The organism is Bacillus sp. JJ1122, from assembly GCF_036964885.1.
In the GTDB taxonomy this organism is placed as follows: Bacteria; Bacillota; Bacilli; order Bacillales; family Cytobacillaceae; genus Mesobacillus.
Window position 1 is genome coordinate 171,433 of the sequence record NZ_JBALQL010000014.1, and the last position, 2,094, is coordinate 173,526.

Consider the following 2,094-nt stretch of genomic DNA (forward strand, 5'->3'; position numbering starts at 1 on the left):
TGGATTTCGTTGTCACGAGTGGTCGTTATATTATGTATCGTATCGCGAGTGGTCTTAATAAGTCTTTTTCTGACCTATCCCTAATGATTTGCGGGTCGTATTAAAAATTTTATTAGACTTTGCAGGGATCTTGCTTAGCAATTTAGGTGTCTCCCACAGACTTTAGCACAAATCAAAAGGCCTTTATAAACAAGAAAAAACCATCCTCAAATGAGAATGGCTGATCTTACAAGTGAATTACTTGTTGAATTGGCTTTTTGCTGTTTCAGCTAATTGAGCGAATGCGTTAGCATCGCTTACTGCAAGTTCAGCAAGCATCTTGCGGTTTACTTCGATACCAGCAAGCTTTAGGCCGTGCATTAAACGGCTGTATGAAAGACCGTTCATGCGAGCTGCTGCGTTGATACGAGCAATCCAAAGTTTGCGGAAGTCGCGCTTCTTCTGGCGACGGTCGCGGAATGCATACATTAGAGATTTCATAACCTGCTGGTTAGCAACTTTGTATAATGTATGTTTTGAACCGTAATAACCTTTTGCTAATTTAATGACTTTTTTACGACGCTTGCGCGTAACTGTACCGCCTTTTACACGTGGCATGTAATTTCCCTCCTATATAAATCGATCGCTCGAATTTACTTAATGTTGTCCAACATATGACGAATGCGTTTGAAATCGCCTTTAGAAACGATTGCAGATTTGCGAAGCTTACGCTTAGCTTTTGTAGATTTGTTAGCAAATAAGTGGCTAGTGTAAGCGTGTGAGCGCTTAAGCTTGCCAGTTCCAGTTTTCTTGAAACGCTTGGCAGTGCCGCGGTGAGTTTTCATTTTTGGCATAGGGACTTCCTCCTCGTTACTTTTCAGTTTTAGGTGCTAAGACCAGGAACATGCTTCGGCCATCCATCTTGGGATGTGATTCGATTGTCGCTACCTCTTTGCAAGCTTCAGAGAAGCGATCAAGAACACGCTGACCGATTTCCTTGTGTGTTATAGCACGTCCTTTAAAACGGATAGATGCTTTAACTTTATCGCCTTTTTCCAAGAACTTGATAGCATTGCGAAGCTTTGTATTAAAGTCGTGCTCATCAATTGTCGGGCTAAGACGTACTTCTTTGGTTGTGATGATCTTTTGGTTCTTACGTGCTTCTTTTTCTTTCTTCTGCTGTTCGAATTTGAATTTTCCGTAGTCCATGATACGGCCTACAGGAGGTTTCGCATTCGGTGCAACAAGTACAAGATCAAGATTAACGCGCGCTGCGATTTCTAGCGCTTCAGTTTTGGTTTTAATTCCTAATTGCTCGCCGTTTTGATCGATAAGACGAATTTCGCGAGCACGGATTCCCTCGTTTAGTAACATCGCGTCTTTGCTAATAATTAGCCACCTCCAGGGTTTTATCGAATACATTGTCAAGGAGAAGAAGTACATTGCCAGGCAGAGCCTGCCATCTTGCTCACACAATGACATACGATATGTCCTTTTTTATTTTGCAATAAAAAAAGCGCAGGCGACAACACCCACACTTACGAAAACAAAATAATTAGACGTTTACGTATTACCTGCTAACAGCACTCTTGCGTCAGCCAGGTGAGAAGCGGGTGCTTCTTCTTTCCTAAAACTAGTATTCAGTTCACTTTTGCTAATATAACACAAAGAAAAAGATGTGTCAAACGATTACTACTTGCGTTAACTGCAACGTATTGTATTTTATCAAATAGATATCCACCCTGCAATACTTTTTATTAAAAAATAATTTATACCTCTAAAAAAGCGTGCAGTTTTGGTATAATTTCTTAAAATACTGATAAGAAAGCTGGTGCAGTTTTGCTTGTAGCAATTATTATTACAGGTGTGATCACGGGCCTATTAGCAGGCAGTGCATTGAAATTTTTCAGGACAGGCTATGGCTTTTCAAATGATATCGATAATAAGCCATTGCTGCTCAAATCGTGCAGATCCTGCGGCCAGAAAATCCAGCGGAGTTATAAAAAAAACCTCTGTCCATCTTGTCTAAAACCTCTTGAATAACAAAATGAGAGAAGCCCGGGGCTTCTCTCATTTTTATTGACTTTGTTAACCACGGCTGTTGATTTTCGTTCC

3 protein-coding genes and 1 other annotated feature are annotated in these 2,094 nt (G+C 40.6%); all 3 genes read right to left on the bottom strand.

Annotated elements, in window-relative coordinates; all coding sequences use genetic code 11:
• Positions 1–237: 237 nt before the first annotated feature.
• Genes rplT through infC form a run of 3 tightly spaced genes read right to left on the bottom strand, consistent with a single transcriptional unit; the run spans position 238 to position 1,371 of the window.
• A complete protein-coding gene (rplT, locus tag V7201_RS08815) occupies positions 238–597 on the bottom strand; it encodes a 50S ribosomal protein L20 (RefSeq protein ID WP_207500453.1) in 360 nt (119 codons plus the stop codon).
• 35 nt (positions 598–632) lie between these two features.
• Complete coding sequence (gene rpmI, locus V7201_RS08820) at positions 633–833, bottom strand: 50S ribosomal protein L35 (protein ID WP_023627047.1); 201 nt, start codon at positions 831–833, stop codon at positions 633–635.
• Positions 834–849: 16 nt separating this feature from the next.
• Positions 850–1,371, bottom strand: coding sequence for a translation initiation factor IF-3 (gene infC, locus V7201_RS08825; protein ID WP_335376577.1), 522 nt, complete (start codon positions 1,369–1,371; stop codon positions 850–852).
• Positions 1,372–1,483: 112 nt separating this feature from the next.
• Positions 1,484–1,610, bottom strand: a sequence feature (ribosomal protein L20 leader region).
• Positions 1,611–2,094: the final 484 nt, after the last annotated feature.